14 protein-coding genes are annotated in these 17,292 nt (G+C 71.3%); 9 read left to right on the top strand and 5 right to left on the bottom strand.

What is annotated here, in order from left to right; all coding sequences use genetic code 11:
• Positions 1-7 precede the first annotated feature (7 nt).
• Positions 8-1,837, bottom strand: a complete 1,830-nt coding sequence (locus NW895_RS29270) for a serine hydrolase (RefSeq protein WP_289939318.1) — start codon at positions 1,835-1,837, stop codon at positions 8-10.
• Positions 1,838-1,908: 71 nt separating this feature from the next.
• Here NW895_RS29270 and NW895_RS29265 point away from each other — a divergent pair, with 71 nt between their 5' ends.
• Positions 1,909-3,021, top strand: coding sequence for a nitronate monooxygenase family protein (locus tag NW895_RS29265; RefSeq protein ID WP_289939317.1), 1,113 nt, complete (start codon positions 1,909-1,911; stop codon positions 3,019-3,021).
• On the top strand, positions 3,018-4,562 hold the full coding sequence (locus tag NW895_RS29260; protein ID WP_289939316.1) for an acyl-CoA synthetase: 1,545 nt from the start codon (positions 3,018-3,020) through the stop codon (positions 4,560-4,562). The genes NW895_RS29265 and NW895_RS29260 overlap by 4 nt, the downstream gene beginning before the upstream one ends.
• 60 nt (positions 4,563-4,622) lie before the next feature.
• Here NW895_RS29260 and NW895_RS29255 read toward each other — a convergent pair whose 3' ends face one another.
• Positions 4,623-5,081, bottom strand: coding sequence for a MarR family winged helix-turn-helix transcriptional regulator (locus NW895_RS29255; protein WP_289939314.1), 459 nt, complete (start codon positions 5,079-5,081; stop codon positions 4,623-4,625).
• An 86-nt stretch (positions 5,082-5,167) separates the two neighbouring features.
• Between NW895_RS29255 and NW895_RS29250 the strand changes: the two genes are divergently transcribed.
• Both NW895_RS29250 and NW895_RS29245 read left to right on the top strand, forming a co-directional pair.
• On the top strand, positions 5,168-5,551 hold the full coding sequence (locus tag NW895_RS29250; RefSeq protein WP_289939313.1) for a hypothetical protein: 384 nt from the start codon (positions 5,168-5,170) through the stop codon (positions 5,549-5,551).
• Between the two features lie 52 nt (positions 5,552-5,603).
• A complete protein-coding gene (locus NW895_RS29245; protein ID WP_289939312.1) occupies positions 5,604-7,103 on the top strand; it encodes an acyl-CoA synthetase in 1,500 nt (499 codons plus the stop codon).
• Positions 7,104-7,300: 197 nt separating this feature from the next.
• On the opposite strand, the gene paaK is transcribed toward NW895_RS29245, so the two are convergent.
• Positions 7,301-8,596, bottom strand: coding sequence for a phenylacetate--CoA ligase PaaK (gene paaK, locus NW895_RS29240; RefSeq protein ID WP_289939311.1), 1,296 nt, complete (start codon positions 8,594-8,596; stop codon positions 7,301-7,303).
• Between the two features lie 169 nt (positions 8,597-8,765).
• Between paaK and NW895_RS29235 the strand changes: the two genes are divergently transcribed.
• Complete coding sequence (locus tag NW895_RS29235) at positions 8,766-9,485, top strand: alpha/beta hydrolase (RefSeq protein WP_289939310.1); 720 nt, start codon at positions 8,766-8,768, stop codon at positions 9,483-9,485.
• A 4-nt stretch (positions 9,486-9,489) separates the two neighbouring features.
• Here NW895_RS29235 and NW895_RS29230 read toward each other — a convergent pair whose 3' ends face one another.
• Positions 9,490-11,262, bottom strand: coding sequence for a sulfatase (locus NW895_RS29230; RefSeq protein WP_289939308.1), 1,773 nt, complete (start codon positions 11,260-11,262; stop codon positions 9,490-9,492).
• A gap of 117 nt (positions 11,263-11,379) precedes the next feature.
• Positions 11,380-12,993, bottom strand: coding sequence for an acyl-CoA synthetase (locus tag NW895_RS29225; protein WP_289939307.1), 1,614 nt, complete (start codon positions 12,991-12,993; stop codon positions 11,380-11,382).
• 177 nt (positions 12,994-13,170) lie between these two features.
• Between NW895_RS29225 and NW895_RS29220 the strand changes: the two genes are divergently transcribed.
• From NW895_RS29220 to NW895_RS29205, 4 genes are all read left to right on the top strand, one after another.
• A complete protein-coding gene (locus NW895_RS29220) occupies positions 13,171-13,971 on the top strand; it encodes a crotonase/enoyl-CoA hydratase family protein (protein WP_289939305.1) in 801 nt (266 codons plus the stop codon).
• Between the two features lie 168 nt (positions 13,972-14,139).
• Complete coding sequence (locus tag NW895_RS29215; RefSeq protein ID WP_289939304.1) at positions 14,140-15,081, top strand: OB-fold nucleic acid binding domain-containing protein; 942 nt, start codon at positions 14,140-14,142, stop codon at positions 15,079-15,081.
• The gene (locus NW895_RS29210) at positions 15,078-16,127 is read left to right on the top strand and encodes a thiolase domain-containing protein (protein ID WP_289939301.1); all 1,050 of its coding nucleotides are present in this window, start codon (positions 15,078-15,080) and stop codon (positions 16,125-16,127) included. The genes NW895_RS29215 and NW895_RS29210 overlap by 4 nt, the downstream gene beginning before the upstream one ends.
• A complete protein-coding gene (locus NW895_RS29205) occupies positions 16,124-17,290 on the top strand; it encodes a thiolase domain-containing protein (protein ID WP_289939299.1) in 1,167 nt (388 codons plus the stop codon). Before NW895_RS29210 ends, NW895_RS29205 begins: the two co-directional genes overlap by 4 nt.
• Positions 17,291-17,292 lie beyond the last annotated feature (2 nt).

Here is a 17,292-nt window from a genome sequence, read left to right as displayed (position 1 = left end):
TAACCGTCTAGTCGGCTGACGGCGTCCATCCCGTAGCCACGATCCGCGCCGCGTCCGCCGGGCGCGCCTCGTCGAAGAGGACGCCGTCGGCCGCCTCGACGCGCAGCCCGTCGACATACGCCCCGCGGCCCACGTACAGGCGGTCGGTGGCGTACCGCCAGCGCAGAGTGAGCCCTCGGTCGGCCGGGAGATCCGCGATCAGCGATCGCCACACGCGGCCCGAGAACCCCGTGACCGAGCCCGCCGGGTGCCGCTGCGGCTCCTCGCCCCGGCGCGTGGTCGTGAACGGCACGGGCTGCCAGGCGCCGCCGTCGGTCGCGGCCTCCAGCGCGAGGACGTCCGACCCCGGCTCGGTGTCCCACCACAGCGCGCAGCGCAGCCGCGCGCCACCGGGTGACGTGTCCAGGGCGGGCAGTGCGAGCGTGGCGGTCGTGGCGCTCGCCATCCCGGAGAACCAGGCCGTACGGCCACGCGCCGGCCGGACCGGTACGGCCCGCGCCAGGTCGTTGGCGGTGGCGACCCGGGGCGCGGAACCGGAGCGCCAACTGCGGACCGGGTGGACGGAGTTGCCGAGCACCACGAGGAAGGAGTCGGTCGTCGGGTCGAGGACCAGCGAGGTGCCGGTGAACCCGGTGTGCCCGGCCGTGCGCGGGGTGGCCATCGCGCCCATGTACCAGTGCTGGTACAGCTCGAAACCGAGGCCGTGCTCGTCCCCCGGGAAGGCGGTGTTGAAGTCGGTGAACATCAGCTCCACCGACGCGCGCTTCAGGATGCGCGCCCGGCCGTAGGAGCCACCGTTGAGCAGCGTCCGGCCGAGGACCGCCAGATCCCAGGCGTTGGAGAACACGCCCGCGTGGCCCGCGACGCCGCCGAGGCTGAAGGCGTTCTCGTCGTGCACCTGTCCCCAAACCAACCCGCGGTCCAGCCCGGACCAGGGCTTGCGTGCGTCCTCCGTGGCCGCGATCTTCGGCCGCCAGGAGGCGGGCGGGTTGTAGCGGGTGCGGCGCAGTCCGAGGGGGCCGGTGATCTCGTCGTGGAGCAGGATGTCCAGGGCGCGGCCCGTGATCCTCTCCAGCACCAGCTGGAGGGAGATCAGGTTCAGGTCCGAGTAGAGGTAGGCGGTGCCGGGCGGGTGGACCGGCGCCTCGTCGAAGACGAGTTGGAGCTTTTCCTCGTAGGTGGGCGCGTTGTACAGCGGGATCCAGGCGCGGAACCCCGAAGTGTGTGTGAGCAGCTGACGGATCGTGATGTCCTGCTTGCCCGCCCGGCCGAACTCCGGCAGGTACGAGGCGACCGTCGCCTCCAGTGCCAGCGCGCCCCGCTCCATCTGCTGCACGGCGAGGATCGAGGTGAACAGCTTGGACACCGACGCCAGGTCGAACACCGTGTCCTCGGCCATGGGGATCTGCTGGTCGGCCGGTAACTCGATGCCGGTGTCGGTCTTCTCGTCGTACGCCCGGTAGCGCAGCGCCATGCCGATCGGCCGGTGGAGCGCCACCGTGCCGCCACGTCCGGCGAGCAGCACGGCGCCCGCGTACCAGGGGTGCTTGGGGGAGGGGCCGAGGAACGTTTCGGCGTCGGTGACCAGCCGGCCGAGAGGGGCGGTGAGCAGGCCCGCGCGTTCGGCGGAACCGTGCCGCAGAGTGGGGTGACCGGCGGCCGGAGCGGCGTCGGCGGGGCCTGCGGGGATGGGGGCGAGGGCCAGAGCGCCGCCCAGCGCGAGGGCGCGTCTGCGTGTCAGCCTGCCGGTTGCCGTCGCTCTGTCCGCCGCTCCTTCGGTCACCGCGCATCCCTCCGCCGAGCCGCCCTGGACGTCCCCGACAGTATGTCCGTCCATCCGCTCCATGAATCTGACGGAGCATCAGAAAACCCCTTCCGTCCTCCGCCGGACTCCGGCATCCTGCGCCCATGCAGACGGAGCTGAGCAGGAAACTGGGAGTCGAGCACGCCGTCTTCGGCTTCACGCCGTTCCCCGCCGTCGCCGCGGCCATCAGCCGGGCCGGCGGCTTCGGAGTGCTCGGCGCGGTGCGCTACACGGCCCCGGACGACCTGAAGCGTGACCTCGACTGGATCGAGGCGCACGTCGGGGGAAGGCCGTACGGCCTGGACGTCGTCATGCCCGCCAAGAAGGTCGAAGGCGTCACCGAGGCGGACGTCGAGGCGATGATCCCCGAGGGGCACCGACAGTTCGTCATGGACACCCTCGCCAAGTACGGGGTGCCCGAACTGGCCGACGGAGAGGCGTCCGGCTGGCGCATCACCGGGTGGATGGAACAGGTCGCGCGCACCCAGCTCGACGTCGCCTTCGACTATCCGATCCGGCTGCTCGCCAACGCGCTCGGCTCCCCGCCCGCCGACGTCGTGGCCCGCGCCCACGACAGGGACGTGCCGGTCGCCGCACTCGCGGGCAGCGCCCGGCACGCGCGGAAACACCAAGAGGCCGGCATCGACATCGTCGTGGCCCAGGGCTACGAGGCGGGCGGCCACACCGGCGAGATCGCGTCCATGGTGCTCACCCCCGAGGTCGTCGAGGCGGTCGACCCGCTGCCGGTGCTGGCCGCCGGAGGCATCGGCAGCGGGCAGCAGGTGGCCGCCGCTCTGGCGCTCGGCGCACAGGGCGTCTGGCTGGGCTCCATCTGGCTGACCACCACCGAGGCCGACCTCCACTCACCCGCCCTGACCCGCAAGCTCCTCGCCGCCGGCTCCGGCGACACCGTGCGCTCCCGCGCTCTGACCGGCAAACCCGCGCGCCAGTTGCGCACCGAGTGGACCGACGCCTGGGACGACCCCGCCGGACCCGGCACCCTCCCCATGCCGCTGCAGGGGCTGCTCGTCGCGGAGGCGGTCTCCCGCATCCAGAAGTACGAGGTCGAACCGCTGCTGGGCACGCCCGTCGGACAGATCGTCGGACGCATGACCGGCGAACGCAGCGTCCAGGCCGTCTTCGACGACCTCACCCGCGGCTTCGAACGGGCCGTCGACCGCATCAACCGCATCGCCGGAAGGAGCGGCCAGTCGTGAGCGCACCCGGCTTCTGGGCCCAGGCCACGCAGGACCCCGGCCGCAAGGTCCTGGTCGCACCCGACGGCGAGGAGTGGACCGCCGGACGCCTGCACGCCGCCGCCAACCGCCTCGTCCACGGACTGCGCGCCGCGGGCCTGGAGCGCGGCGACGCCTTCGCGGTCGTCCTGCCCAACGGCGTCGAGTTCCTCACCGCGTACCTGGCCGCCACGCAGGCGGGCTTCTACCTCGTACCCGTCAACCACCACCTGGTCGGCCCCGAGATCGCCTGGATCGTCTCCGACTCGGGAGCGAAGGTGCTCATCGCCCACGAGCGGTACGGCGGTCCTGCCAGGGACGCCGCCGACGAGGCCGGCCTCCCGGCCACCCACCGGTACGCCGTCGGTGCCGTCGAGGGCTTCCGCCCGTACGCCCGGCTCCTCGACGGCCGACCGGAGTCGGCGCCCGGGGACCGCACGCTCGGCTGGGTCATGAACTACACCTCGGGTACCACCGGCCGCCCGCGCGGTATCCGCCGCCCGCTGCCCGGCAAGCTGCCCGAGGAGGCGTACCTGGGCGGTTTCCTCGGCATCTTCGGTATCAGGCCCTTCGACGACAACGTGCACCTCGTCTGCTCGCCGCTCTACCACACGGCCGTGCTCCAGTTCGCGGGCGCGTCCCTGCACATAGGGCATCGCCTGGTGCTGATGGACAAGTGGACACCGCAGGAGATGCTCCGCCTCATCGACCGCCACCGGTGCACGCACACCCATATGGTGCCGACCCAGTTCCATCGCCTGCTGGCCCTGCCCGAGGAGGTGAGGGCGCGCTACGACGTCTCCTCCATGCGGCACGCCATCCACGGCGCCGCCCCCTGCCCCGACCATGTGAAACGCGCCATGATCGACTGGTGGGGTCACTGCGTCGAGGAGTACTACGCGGCCAGTGAGGGCGGCGGAGCCTTCGCCACGGCCGAGGACTGGCTGAAGAAGCCGGGAACGGTCGGCAAGGCCTGGCCCATCAGCGAACTGGCCGTTTTCGACGAGGACGGCAACCGGCTCGCGCCCGGTGAACTCGGCACCGTCTACATGAGGATGAGCACCGGCGGCTTCTCCTACCACAAGGACGAGGCCAAGACCCGCAAGAACCGCATCGGCGACTTCTTCGCCGTCGGTGACCTCGGCTACCTCGACGAGGACGGCTATCTCTTCCTCCGCGACCGCAAGATCGACATGATCATCTCGGGCGGGGTCAACATCTATCCCGCCGAGATCGAGGCCGTCCTGCTCGCCCACCCCGCCGTCGCCGACGCCGCCGCCTTCGGCATCCCGCACGACGACTGGGGCGAGGAGGTGAAGGCCGTCGTCGAACCGGCCCCCGACCACGTGCCCGGGCCCGCACTGGCGGCCGACATCCTCGATCACTGCGCGCGGCGACTCGCCGGGTACAAGCGGCCGAAGAGCGTCGACTTCGTCGCCGAGTTGCCGCGCGACCCCAACGGAAAGCTCTACAAGCGGCGGTTGCGGGATCCCTACTGGGAGGGGCGCGCCCGGCCGGTATGACCGTACGTCAGGCGGTTCCGTGCCGGAACGGTCCCGGCGCCGGTGCGGAGACCGGCGCGCTCAGTCGCGCTCCTCGCCGGTGACAGCCGCCTCGTAGGCGAGCAGGGTATCCACGAACACCCGGCGCTGATCCGGCGTCAGGGGAGTCAGCGCCTTACGCCACGCGGCCGCGCCCGGGGCCAGCCAGCTGCTGATCGCAGGCTCGTGGGCCGGCGCGATGGCGATGATCCGGCGGCGCCGGTCCGCCTCGTCCTCCCGCCGCTCCAGGATGCCCTTACGGCTCAGGTCGCCGATCAGCAGGCTCACCGTCGTGGGTGCCACCTCCAGGCGGGCGGCCAGTTCGTTCACGGTCATCGGACCGTCGAACAGCAGGCAGGCCAGCAGGGAGAGATGGCGCGGCGCGAGCCGGAAGGACCGCAGGGCCTCGGGCACGGGGATCTTCTTCGCCCGGCCCACCAGCCGCGGCATGAGCAGCAGCAGGGACCGGACCGTGTCGTCGACGCCACCGGGTTCACTCATGCCATTTACCTTTGATCTCAAAGATGCTTTGCTTGTCTTCAGAACTGTCCGCCATGGTACGCACCGGCGCGAACGGAGATACCGCCATGCCGCACTACACCGTCCACATCCGCGAAGAAGCCCTCGACGGAAGGGTCGAACCGAAACTGATCAGCGCCCTGGCCGACGCGGTCGGCACCGTCTACGGCGAGGAGTTCCGCCGCCTGGTCGGCGTCGACCTGATCGGCATCCCGCAGCACCGCCGGGGCGTCGGCGGCGTATCGACCGACCAGGACGCCCCGCTCGTCACCCTCAGCATGCGCGAGGCCGCCTACCACCTTCCCGAGGTGCCGGACGCCCCCGCCCGGCTGGTGGCCGCCACGACCGACGCCGTGGCCGGCGTCCTCGGCGAGGACGTCCGCCGGCAGACCATCGTGACCGTCGCCGGAGTCCCGGACGGCCGCACCGGAGTGGGCGGCACGGTGGCCTGACGTCGACGCGGCGTCTTGACCTGCCCCGGTGGTCAACCGAGGATCGTCTGTCATGACGCCCGGACACAGCAGCACGGTCGACGGGGTGCTGCGGCGCAGCGCCCGACGCACCCCGGCGCGCGTCGCGGTGGAATACGGCGACCGCTCCTGGACGTACGAGGAACTCGACAGCGCCGTCTCCCGCGCGGCGAGCGTCCTGCTCGGCCAGGGGCTCAACCCCGGCGACCGCGTCGGTGCCTACGGCCACAACTCCGACGCCTACCTCATCGCCTTCCTCGCCTGCGCCCGCGCGGGGCTGGTGCACGTGCCGGTCAACCAGAACCTGACCGGCGACGACCTCGCGTACATCGTCGGCCAGTCCGGCAGCGCACTCGTCCTCGCCGACCCGGACCTCGCCGGGCGACTTCCGGACGTCGTACGGTCGTTGCCGCTGCGCGACGCCGAGGGCTCCCTGCTCGCGCAGCTGGCCACGGCTCCCGCGTACGACGGGGCGGAGCCGCGCGGTGACGAGCTCGTGCAGTTGCTGTACACCTCGGGGACGACCGCCCTGCCCAAAGGCGCGATGATGACCCACCGGTCGCTCGTGCACGAGTACCTGAGCGCCATCACGGCCCTGGACCTCAGCGCGGGCGACCGGCCCGTGCACGCGCTGCCGCTGTACCACTCGGCGCAGATGCACGTGTTCCTGATGCCGTACCTCGCCGTCGGCGCGACGAACATCATCCTCGACGCGCCCGACGGCGACCGGCTCTTCGACCTGATCGAGGCGGGCCGCGTGGACAGCCTCTTCGCGCCGCCCACCGTGTGGATCGGCCTGTCCAACCGCCCTGACTTCCCCACCCGGGACCTCGGAGGTCTGCGCAAGGCCTACTACGGGGCGTCGATCATGCCGGTGCCGGTACTGGAGCGGCTGCGCGAGCGGCTCCCGAAGCTCGCCTTCTACAACTGCTTCGGGCAGAGCGAGATCGGCCCCCTGGCCACCGTGCTCGGCCCCGACGAGCACAAGGGGCGGATGGACTCCTGCGGACGCACCGTCCTCTTCGTGGACGCGCGCGTGGTCGACGAGGACGGCAAGGACGTTCCCGACGGCACGCCCGGCGAGATCGTCTACCGTTCCCCGCAGTTGTGCGAGGGCTACTGGGACAAGCCGGAGGAGACGGCCGAGGCGTTCCGCGACGGCTGGTTCCACTCCGGCGACCTCGCCGTGCGGGACGCGCACGGTTACTTCACCATCGTCGACCGGGTGAAGGACGTCATCAACTCCGGTGGCGTCCTGGTCGCCTCACGCCAGGTCGAGGACGCGCTGTACACCCACGAGGCCGTCGCCGAGGTCGCTGTGGTCGGTCTCCCCGACGAGCGCTGGATCGAGGCCGTCACGGCGGTCGTCGTCCCGCGCGGTGAGGTCACCGAGGACGAACTGATCGCCCATGCCCGCGAGAAGCTCTCCCCCTTCAAGGCGCCGAAGCGTGTGGTGTTCGTGGACGAGCTCCCGCGCAACGCCAGCGGGAAGATCCTGAAACGGGAACTGAGGGAGCACTACGCCGGCCGGTAGGGCGTGTCCGCACAGTCCCGCCTGCCCCGCGACGCCCGGCACGCTCTCCCAAGCCCTTCGAGCAGGGGGCCCCACCTCCGTCGCGTGGGTGCTCGCGGCCGCGGCGATCGCCTCACCCTCGTGGTGCGGCGCCTGAGCGGCGACCGCCGCACTCCTCCTGCACGGCCACGGCAGGCTGATCCGCCGCCAGGCCATGGCTAGCGCGGCTGCAGGTCCACGATCCGCCGGATCTTTCCCACCGACCGCTCCAGCGACTCCGGGTCGACGATCTCCACGCCGACCGACACACCGATGCCGTCCTTCACGGCCGTCGCGATGGCCCGCGCTGCGGCCTCCCGGGTCCCGGGGTCCGCGTCGGGCCGGGCCTCCGCTCGCACGGTCAGGGCGTCGAGACGGCCCTCACGGGTGAGCCGGAGCTGGAAGTGGGGCGCCACGCCCGGCGTGCGGAGCACGATCTCCTCGATCTGGGTGGGGAAGAGGTTCACCCCGCGCAGGATCACCATGTCGTCGCTGCGGCCGGTCACCTTCTCCATCCGCCGGAACACACGCGCCGTCCCCGGCAGCAGACGCGTCAGGTCCCGTGTGCGGTACCGGACGACCGGCATCGCCTCCTTGGTCAGCGAGGTGAAGACCAACTCGCCCTGCTCGCCCTCCGGGAGCACCTCACCGGTGACCGGGTCGACGACCTCGGGGAAGAAGTGGTCCTCCCAGATGTGCAGCCCGTCCTTGGTCTCCACGCACTCCTGCGCGACGCCCGGGCCGATCACCTCCGACAGCCCGTATATGTCGACCGCGTCGATCGCGAACCGCTCCTCGATCTCGCGCCGCATCTCCTCGGTCCAGGGCTCGGCGCCGAAGACACCCACGCGCACAGAGGTGCCGCGCGGATCGACGCCCTGCCGCTCGAACTCGTCGAGCAGCGTGAGCATGTAGGAAGGGGTGACCATGATGATCCCGGGCTTCAGGTCCTGGATCAGCTGCACCTGCCGGGCCGTCATGCCGCCGGAGGCGGGGACGACCGTGCAGCCCAGCCGCTCGGCGCCGTAGTGGGCGCCCAGCCCGCCGGTGAACAGCCCGTAGCCGTACGCCACATGGACCGTGTCCCCGGGCCTGCCACCCGCGGCCCGGATCGACCGGGCCACCATGTCCGCCCACATGGACAGGTCGGCGTCGGTGTAGCCGACGACCGTGGGGCGGCCGGTGGTCCCACTGGACGCGTGGATACGGCGGACACGCTCCTGGGGTACGGCGAACATCCCGTACGGGTAGTTCTCCCGCAGGTCCGCCTTCGTGGTGAAGGGAAAGCGGGCCAGGTCGGCGAGCGTACGGCAGTCCTCCGGACGGACACCCGCCTTGTCGAACGACTCCCGGTAGAACGGCACGTTCTCGTACGCGTGCCGCAGCGACGCCCGCAGCCGCTCCAGTTGCAGCGCCCGTAGCGCTGCCGCGTCGAGCCGCTCTGCCGGGTCCAGCAGCTCCGCCGCCTCCGCCATGGGACTCTCCCTCACCCATCACGTGAATCGGGACGACCGATCATTCGGTCGATCTGCTGGAGATCAGTAATCCAGGCCACCGCGCCGGAAGCAAGAGCCCGTCGGCGCGTTTTCTGCCGTCGGCAGACCGGGAGGGTGCGCCGGCGCCCCTCCGGCTAGGGTCCCCGCCATGGAGATCCACACCGTGAAGGCGAACGGCATCACCCTCGCCTACCGTGCCTGGGGTCCCGAGGACGCTGCCCCCGTCCTCCTGTTGCACTGCCGTGGCGCCGACGGCGGGGACTGGACGACGATCGCCGCACGGCTCGCCGCGGGGGCGCGGCCCCGCCGGGTGTACGCCCCTGACCTGCGCGGTCACGGACACAGCGACTGGCCCGGCGCCGATCCGGGCGCGACGGCGGACGTGTACGCCTACGAGACGATGTGCGACGACATCCATGCCTTCCTCGCCGCGCTCGGCGCCGACCGCGTCGACGTGGTGGGCCACTCGCTCGGCGGGGCGGTCGCCTACCTGCTCGCGCAACGGCACCCCGGCGTCGTACGGCGGCTCGTGCTGGAGGACGTCCCCGCGCCGATCCCGCTCGACCCGCCCCGGCCGCCCGCCGAACGGCCCGACGGGGAGCTGTCGTTCGACTGGGCGATGGTGCGGGCCACCGACGAGCAGCGCAACGCCCCCTCTCGCGCATGGTGGGAGGGCATGCGGCGGATCGCCATGCCCACGCTGCTGATCGGCGGGGGCGCCGGGAGTCTGATCCCGCAGGATCAGATCGCCACGCTCGCCGGGCTGATCCCCGACGCCCGGCTGGTGACCGTCGAGGCGGGACATCTCGTGCACGAGACGCGGCCGGAGGAGTTCCTGGCCGTGGTGGAGCCGTTCCTCGCGGAGTGAGCCGTCACTTGGCGTAGGCCGTCAGGAAGCGGTCGCGGAACTTGTCCATACCCCAGGTGGGGGCGTTCTCCGCGGGCTTCAGGCCGTCCGTCCAGCCCCAGTCGGCGATCCTGTCCAGGACCTTCCTGTCGCGGGCGACGACGGTCACCGGGACGTCCCTGCTCGTACTGCCCGCAGTGACCGTCGGGACGGGCTGGTGGTCGCCGAGGAAGACCAGGACGGTGTTGTCGTCGCCGTAGCGCTGGACCCATTCGGTCAGGCTGTCCAGGGAGTACTGGATGGCCTTGCGGTACTCGGTCCGTACGCGCTTCGAGCTCTTCCAGACCTCGGTGGGGTTCGTCCCCTGCTTCTTGATCTTGTGGAAGACGGAACCGTCTCCGAGGTCGTCCCAGTCGATCATGTGGGCGACGGGGGACCAGGGGTTGTGGCTGGAGGCAAGGATGATCTCCGCCATGATCGGGTCGCGGTTCTTCTTGCCGTGCTCCAGCTTCTGGAAGGACTCCAGGCTGAACTGATCCGGCACGGGCGTCCAGCTGAAGTACGGACCGTGGTAGCCGAGGTGCGTGGAGTCGTAGATGTGGTCCAGGCCGAAGTACCTGCCCTCGGGCCAGGCCTTGCGCACGCCCGGGACGATGCCGACCGTGCGCCAGGCGCCGGTCTTCCGGAAGTAGCCGGTGAGGGTGGCGCGGTCACTGGTGGTCAGGGTCCGGTACCGCTGCTGGTTCTTGATCCACAGACCGGACAGGAACGTCGAGTGGGCGAGCCAGCTGCCGGCGCCCGTCACGGGCGACCTGAGCCAGCCGCTGCGCGCCGCGAAGCCGGCCGCCTTGAGCCTCGCGTTGCCCTGCTTGAGCGTCGCGTCGATCTCCGGGGCCATGGCCGGATCGTCGATCGCCACCCGGCCGTAGCTCTCGATGAAGGTGAACATCACGTCCTTGCCGCGCAGTCCGGCCAGCAGTTGGTCGGGCGGCGTCCTGGCGAAGGCGTCGACGGCCAGCTGCTTCTCGAAGACGTCGGCGTCCCCGAGGCCGTCGCGGACGTACTGGACCCGGTTGGTGAGGTACTGGGCGTAGCCCTTGGTGGCGACCGTGGTGCCGCCGAACTGCACCCCCAGGGTGAAGCAGATGATCCACACGACGCCGAGGACCAGCGTGGAGCGTACGGCCACGGCGCGGTGCCGGGCCAGCACGTCCGCCAGCCGCACCATCGCGAGCGCGCTCGACACGAGCACGGCGATGACCAGGAGGATCACCCCGACCACCGCGAGCACCTCGCCCGAGCGCCCGAACGAGTCCTTCACCCAGTCGGCCCCGTCGTTCAGCAGAACCCAGTCGAAGACCAGGTCGAACGGCCGCGCCAGGGTCTGACGGAACCCCATGTCGAGGCACTTCAGAATCGCGGACGGCCCGAGGATCGCCCCCAGGGCGACGGCCGTGATCCGCCGTGCTCTCGTCGACGGCAGTGCGAGCAGGACGGCCCCGAGGAAGATCGCCTCGACGGGGAGGCGGAGGAACGAGTGGACAGTGATCCGGTCGAGGCGGTTGGGCACGAGCAGCACGGCGAGCACCAGCGCACCGGCCAGCACGGTCGTCGCCACGGTGACGCCGCGTGCCGTACGGGGATAACGGCGCCGCCAGCCGAACCACCCGGGTGGGTGGGACGCCTCCCCGGGGCCGGTCTCCTCGGCCGTTTCCTCCTGTTCGGCGGTGTCGCCGTCCGCGTCCGCCCCGCCCTCGGTGGTGTCCGGCCGTTGACGAGAGCGAGTGAAGAGCGACACCCGGGGGTCCTTCCGTGCGGTCTTGCGAGGGCATGGCAAACAGGGCCCGACGGCCGAGCCTGCCACCACCCAGTACGTCCGCACGTCACCCTAGGTTCAATCGACCGGGTGCGGAATTCATCCGTCCGCCGCCACCGCCACCTGCCGCGCCCACTGGTAGTCCGCCTTGCCGCTCGGTGACCGCTGGATGGTGTCGGTCAGCACCAGCTGACGCGGGATCTTGTACCCGGCCAGCCGGGCCCGGCAGTGCGTCTGGACATCCTCCAGGGACAGCCGCGCCGCGCCCTCGCGCAACTGCACCACGGCCGCCACATGGTGGCCCCACCTGGCGTCCGGCACCCCGGCCACCAGCGCGTCGTACACGTCCGGATGGGACTTCAGCGCCTGCTCGACCTCCTCCGGGTACACCTTCTCGCCCCCGGTGTTGATGCACTGCGAGCCCCGGCCGAGGACGGTGACCACACCGTCGGCGTCGACGGTGGCCATGTCGCCGAGCAGCACCCAGCGCTCGCCGTCCTTCTCGAAGAAGGTCTCGGCGGTTTTGACCGGGTCGTTGTAGTAGCCGAGCGGCACGTGCCCGCACTGCGCGATCCGGCCCACCTCGCCGACGGCGACCGGCTCGTGCGTCACCGGGTCGACCACCTGCGTCCGGGAGTGGACGCGGATCCGGAAGCCCCGTTCGACGCCCGCGTCCTCGGTCGCCGTGCCGTTGAAGCCGGACTCCGAGGAGCCGAAGTTGTTCAGCAGCAGCGCGTTCGGCACCAGCGCCTGGAACTGCCGGCGGACCGTCTCCGACATGACGGCGCCCGACGAGGACACGCTGAACAGCGAGGAGCAGTCGGTGCCCTTCATCGGTCCGTTCAGCGCGTCGATCAGCGGACGCAGCATCGCGTCGCCCACCAGCGCCATGCTGGTGACCTTCTCCTTCTCGACGGTCCGCAGCACCTCCTCGGGCACGAACCTGCGGTGCAGCACGACACGCTGCCCGAAGTGGAAGCCGATGAACGCCGTGAGCGTGGACGTGCCGTGCATCAGCGGGGGAGCGGGGAAGAAGGTGATCCCGTCCCCGCCGGCCGCGACGCGCTCGGCCAGCTCCTCCGGCTTCTTCACCGGCTCACCGGTCGGGGCGCCACCGCCGAGCCCCGCGAAGAACAGGTCCTCCTGACGCCACATCACACCCTTGGGCATCCCGGTCGTGCCACCGGTGTAGATGATGAACTGGTCGTCGGCCGAGCGCGACGGGAACCCGCGTTCCGGGGACCCGGCGGCCTCGGCGTCCGTGAAGGCCACGGCGGACACATCGGCCGGCCCGGGAGCCCCCACGCACACCAGGTGCCGCAGTTTCGGGGAACGCGGCAGCGCTGCCGCCACCCGGTCGCCGAACTCCGCGTCGAAGACCAGCGCCACCAGATCCGCGTCCCGGTAGAGGTACACCAACTCCTCTTCCACGTAACGGTAGTTGACGTTGATCGGAACGATCCGCGCCTTCAGGCAGCCGAGCACCGTCTGCAGGTACTCGACCCCGTTGTACAGGTGCAGCCCGACATGCTCACCGGGCCGTATCCCGCTGTCGAGCAGATGGTGGCCGATGCGGTTCGCGGCCGCGTCCAGCTCCGCGTACGTCAGCCGGCGCTCCGCGCCCGTACCCGGGTGGTCGACGTACACCAGCGCCTCGCGGCCCGGCACCACGTCGACGACGGACTCGAACAGGTCGGCAAGGTTGTACTCCACCGCTCCTCCTGACCCCCGCAGTGCCCGGCATCCGTCGGTTCGCCGGTCATCAGAGCAAAGGGCGGTCCAAGTGGGAAGAGACCGCGCAGCAGAAATCTGACTGACTGTCAGAAAACCCTTGTACTGGCCCGGCCACTACTGCAACCTGTTCTCGTTCCGTCAGACGGGAGGACGGCAATGGGTGGGACCGAACACCTCACCGTGCGGCGCGAAGGCGCCACACTGGTGCTCACGCTCAACAGGCCGGAAGCCAAGAACGCGCTCTCGCTGCCGATGCTCGTCGGCCTGTACGACGGCTGGGTCGAAGCCGACGAGGACGACACGGTCCGCTCGATCGTGCTGACGGGGGCGGGCGGCGCGTTCTGCGCGGGCATGGACCTCAAGGCCCTCGCGGGGCGGGGAATGGAGGGCGAGCAGTACCGCGACCGGCTCAAGGCCGACCCCGACCTGCACTGGAAGGCCATGCTGCGCCACCACCGGCCCCGTAAGCCGGTGGTCGCCGCCGTCGAGGGGCACTGTGTCGCGGGCGGCACCGAGATCCTCCAGGGCACCGACCTCCGCGTCGCGGGCGAGTCCGCGACCTTCGGGCTCTTCGAGGTCAGGCGCGGCCTGTTCCCCATCGGCGGCTCCACGGTCCGGCTGCAACGCCAGATCCCCCGCACCCACGCCTTGGAGATGCTGCTCACCGGCCGCCCCTACAGTGCCCGGGAGGCCGCGGCCATCGGCCTGATCGGCCATGTCGTCCCCGACGGCAGCGCGTTGGAGAAGGCCCTGGAGATCGCCGAACAGATCAACGCCTGCGGCCCGCTGGCCGTCGAGGCCGTCAAGGCGTCGGTGTACGAGACGGCGGAGATGACCGAGACCGACGGCCTCGCCGCCGAACTGGAGCGGGGCCGGCCGATCTTCGACACCGCCGACGCCAAGGAGGGCGCCCGCGCGTTCGCGCAGAAGCGACCGCCCGTCTACAAGCGCGCGTAGGCGCTCCGCCGTCAGGTGCGGACGCTGCGATCCGCTCGTGCCGGCCGCGCTCACGCCGCGGAGCCGCCCAGGTCGCTGCCACGCGCCCAATCGGCGGCGCGCCGTGCCGATCCTGCTCAGCCACCGCCCGCCCCCAGCACGCCGACCTCCGAAGGAGGCACGCGCTCGATGCCCGAAGTCCTCAAAGCCCCTCTCGTCGTCGAGTTCCCCTTCACCCGCTCCCTCGGCCCCGTGCAGAGCGCCTTCCTGAGCGGCCTGCGCGAACGCGTTCTCCTCGGTGTGAAGACCAACGACGGCCGCACCCTCGTGCCGCCCGTCGAGTACGACCCCGTCACCGCCGAAGAGATCCGCGACCTCGTCGAGGTCGCCCCCACCGGCACGGTCACCACCTGGGCCTGGAACCACGAACCCCGCCGCGGCCAGCCCCTCGACACCCCCTTCGCCTGGGCCCTGGTCCGCCTGGACGGCGCCGACACCGCCCTCCTGCACGCCCTCGACGCCCCCGGCCCCGACGCCGTGCACACCGGCATGCGCGTCCGCGTCCGCTGGGCCACCGAACGCACCGGGGCCATCACGGACATCGCCTGCTTCGAGCCGCACCACGGCGATCCGCACCGACCCTCCGGCCACACCGGTGAGTTCGCGGACCCGGTCACCGGGATCGTCGCCGCCGCCCGCCTCGACTACACCTATTCACCCGGCCGCGCGCAGTCCGCCTACATCACCGCCCTCGCCGAACGCCGCACGGTCGGCGAACGCTGCCCGGTCTGCCGCAAGGTGTACGTCCCGCCCAGGGGGGCGTGCCCGACCTGTGGGGTGGCCACATCCGAACAGGTCCAAGTGGGTCCGCGCGGCACGGTGACCACGTTCTGCATCGTCAACATCAAAGCGAGGAACCTCGACATCGAGGTGCCCTACGTCTATGCCCACATCGCCCTCGACGGCGCCGACCTCGCCCTGCACGGCCGTATCGCCGGTATCCCCTACGACCAGGTACGGATGGGCCTGCGCGTGGAGCCGGTGTGGACCGAGGGAGCCCGCTATCCCGACCACTACCGGCCCACCGGCGAACCCGACGCCGACTACGAGACGTACAAGGAGCTGCTGTGACGAGGGACATCGCGGTCGTCGCCTTCGCTCAGACCGTCCACCGGCGCACCAGCGAGGAGCTCTCCGAGGTGGAGATGCTCATGCCGGTCCTGCACGAGGTCCTCGACCGGACCGGACTGAGGACCGCCGACATCGGCTTCACCTGCTCCGGCTCCAGCGACTACCTCGCCGGCCGCGCCTTCTCCTTCACGCTCGCCCTCGACGGGGTGGGCGCCTGGCCGCCGATCTCCGAGTCGCACGTGGAGATGGACGGCGCCTGGGCGCTGTACGAGGCATGGGTCAAACTGCGCAGCGGGGACGCCGACACCGCGCTCGTGTACTCCTACGGCAAGTCCTCGCCCGGCTCCGTGCGCGACGTCCTGACCAGGCAGCTCGACCCGTACTACGTCGCCCCCCTGTGGCCCGACTCCGTCGCCCTGGCCGCCCTCCAGGCACAGGCGCTCATCGACGCGGGCGAGACGGACGAACCCGCCCTCGCCGCCGTCGCCGCCCGCAGCCGGGAGGCGGCCACCTCCAACCCCCATGCGCAGCTTCGCGGTCCGGCCCCGCAGGGCGAGTACCGCGTACGGCCCCTGCGCACCGGCGACTGCCCGCCCATCGGCGACGGGGCCGCCGCCGTGGTCCTCGCGGCGGGGGAGCGGGCCCGTGAGCTGTGCCCGCGGCCCGCCTGGATCCGGGGCCTCGACCACCGCATCGAGGCGCACGGCCTCGGCGTCCGTGACCTGACCGACTCGCCGTCCACGCGTCTGGCCGCCGAGCGGGCCGGTGCCTTCGATCGGCCCGTCGACACCGCCGAGTTGCACGCCCCCTTCACCTCCCAGGAGATCGTCCTGCGCAAGGCCCTCCGCCTCGGCGACAGCGTGCGCGTCAACCCGTCCGGCGGCGCCCTCGCCGCCAACCCGATGATGGCCGCCGGACTCATCCGCATCGGAGAGGCCGCCGCCGCCATCCACCGCGGCGCGTCCGACCGGGCCCTCGCCCACGCCACCTCCGGCCCCTGCCTGCAACAGAACCTGGTCGCCGTACTCGAAGGGGATCCCCGATGAGCAAGGAGCCCGTCGCCGTCGTCGGCATCGGCCAGACCAAGCACGTCGCGGCACGCCGGGACGTGTCCATCGCGGGACTCGTCCGGGAGGCCGCCCGACGGGCCCTCGACGACGCCGAGTTGACCTGGGCGGACATCGACGCCGTGGTCATCGGCAAGGCGCCCGACTTCTTCGAGGGCGTGATGATGCCGGAGCTGTACCTCGCCGACGCGCTGGGCGCGGTGGGAAAGCCCATGCTGCGCGTGCACACGGCCGGCTCGGTCGGCGGGTCCACCGCACTCGTCGCCGCCAACCTGGTCGCCGCCCGCGTGCACGCCACCGTGCTGACGCTCGCCTTCGAGAAGCAGTCCGAGTCCAACGCCATGTGGGGCCTGTCCCTGCCGATCCCCTTCCAGCAGCCCCTGCTGGCCGGCGCGGGAGGCTTCTTCGCCCCGCACGTGCGCGCGTACATGCGGCGCAGCGGTGCCCCCGACACGGTCGGCGCCCTGGTCGCGTACAAGGACCGGCGCAACGCGCTGAAGAACCCCTACGCCCACCTCCACGAGCACGACATCACGCTGGAGAAGGTGCAGTCCTCGCCGATGCTGTGGGACCCCATCCGCTACTCGGAGACCTGCCCCTCCTCCGACGGAGCCTGCGCCATGATCCTCACCGACCGCACGGGAGCCGCCCGCGCGCCCCGGCCGCCCGCCTGGATGCTGGGCGGCGCCATGCGCAGCGAACCGACCCTCTTCGCGGGCAAGGACTGCGTGTCGCCCCAGGCCGGCAAGGACTGCGCGGCCGACGTGTACCGGCAGGCCGGGATCACCGACCCGCGCCGGGAGATCGACGCCGTCGAGATGTACGTGCCGTTCTCCTGGTACGAGCCCATGTGGCTGGAGAACCTCGGCTTCGCCGAGGAGGGCGAGGGCTGGAAGCTCACCGAGTCCGGGGTGACCGAACTCGACGGCGACCTGCCCGTCGACATGTCGGGCGGCGTGCTGTCCACCAACCCCATCGGTGCCTCCGGCATGATCCGCTTCGCGGAGGCGGCGCTCCAGGTGCGCGGACAGGCCGGGGAACACCAGGTGGACGGGGCGCGCAGGGTGCTCGGACACGCCTATGGCGGCGGATCGCAGTTCTTCTCCATGTGGCTGGTGGGATCACAGCCGCCGAGCGCCTGAAA

Source organism: Streptomyces sp. S.PNR 29 (assembly GCF_030386795.1).
Taxonomy (GTDB): Bacteria; Actinomycetota; Actinomycetes; order Streptomycetales; family Streptomycetaceae; genus Streptomyces.
Note: the sequence above shows the minus strand (reverse complement) of the source record. Positions and strands in the feature narration are given on the sequence as shown.

Bases quoted from the DNA above. Each gene is read 5' to 3' on its own strand.
- NW895_RS29245 (WP_289939312.1), top strand. From the start codon at position 5,604: ATGACGCCCGGACACAGCAGCACGGTCGACGGGGTGCTGCGGCGCAGC.
- paaK (WP_289939311.1), bottom strand. From the start codon at position 8,596: ATGGCGGAGGCGGCGGAGCTGCTGGACCCGGCAGAGCGGCTCGACGCG.
- NW895_RS29205 (WP_289939299.1), top strand. From the start codon at position 16,124: ATGAGCAAGGAGCCCGTCGCCGTCGTCGGCATCGGCCAGACCAAGCAC.
- NW895_RS29250 (WP_289939313.1), top strand. From the start codon at position 5,168: ATGCCGCACTACACCGTCCACATCCGCGAAGAAGCCCTCGACGGAAGG.
- NW895_RS29270 (WP_289939318.1), bottom strand. From the start codon at position 1,837: ATGGACGGACATACTGTCGGGGACGTCCAGGGCGGCTCGGCGGAGGGA.
- NW895_RS29235 (WP_289939310.1), top strand. From the start codon at position 8,766: ATGGAGATCCACACCGTGAAGGCGAACGGCATCACCCTCGCCTACCGT.
- NW895_RS29215 (WP_289939304.1), top strand. From the start codon at position 14,140: ATGCCCGAAGTCCTCAAAGCCCCTCTCGTCGTCGAGTTCCCCTTCACC.
- NW895_RS29220 (WP_289939305.1), top strand. From the start codon at position 13,171: ATGGGTGGGACCGAACACCTCACCGTGCGGCGCGAAGGCGCCACACTG.
- NW895_RS29255 (WP_289939314.1), bottom strand. From the start codon at position 5,081: ATGAGTGAACCCGGTGGCGTCGACGACACGGTCCGGTCCCTGCTGCTG.
- NW895_RS29265 (WP_289939317.1), top strand. From the start codon at position 1,909: ATGCAGACGGAGCTGAGCAGGAAACTGGGAGTCGAGCACGCCGTCTTC.